Source organism: Rhizobacter sp. P2_H2, from assembly GCF_056403375.1.
In genome coordinates this window covers 1-657 of sequence record NZ_JBFUFP010001731.1, presented here as the reverse complement: position 1 = coordinate 657, position 657 = coordinate 1, and the positions used below count along the sequence as shown (strand labels likewise).

At 61.5% G+C, this 657-nt stretch carries 1 protein-coding gene; it reads right to left on the bottom strand.

Annotation, left to right across the window (positions count from 1 at the left end; all coding sequences use genetic code 11):
• On the bottom strand, positions 1-160 hold a 160-nt coding region (locus tag AC1D15_RS35890; protein ID WP_477829841.1), incomplete at its 3' end, for a glucokinase.
• Positions 161-657 lie beyond the last annotated feature (497 nt).

Here is a 657-nt window from a genome sequence, read left to right as displayed (position 1 = left end):
CCTGCAGGTAATGCGCCATCGCGTCCTGCAGCGTCGGGTGATCGGCCGCCGGCAGCGTGTCGATGGACGTCAGCTCGGCGCCGGGCGCCAGTTGCAGCGCAAAGCGCGCGTTCGTCCCACCGACATCGCCCACCCACCGCGGAAATGAATCTGCCTGCATGTCAACGCTCTCTCGTTCGAGTCACCGCAGGCAAACCCTGTGGCGACGATCCCCGCCGCAGCGCGACCATCCGCACGCGGCCTCCCTGGCGCCTGCGGCACCCCCTCGATGCCATGCGGCCCGGCGTGCAATGCACCCGAACCGTGCGCTCGTCTTTGTAGCCAAACTACTTTTCATGATAGCCAAGCCGGCCGCAAAGTATCGACGGCCTGACATTCGGGACTTCCCTGATGGGTGTGGTTATTGTGAGAAACGACGGGAAAACCCGCGTTTACCGGCTGTAGTCGGATTACTAGAGTCAACCTTGACAAAACATTACAGCCAGTGATGTAGCCGTGCTACTCGCTGGACACAAGGAAGACAACGCAAGTTTCCAGCCATTCAGGGCGAACTGCGAACCGCTCGCCGCCCACTCTGTTTCCCCCAACCGCTGCAGCAATGGGTCCCCCCAGACCGAGCGCTCGGCACATTTCAAAGCAAAACCTCTGAGGAGTCAG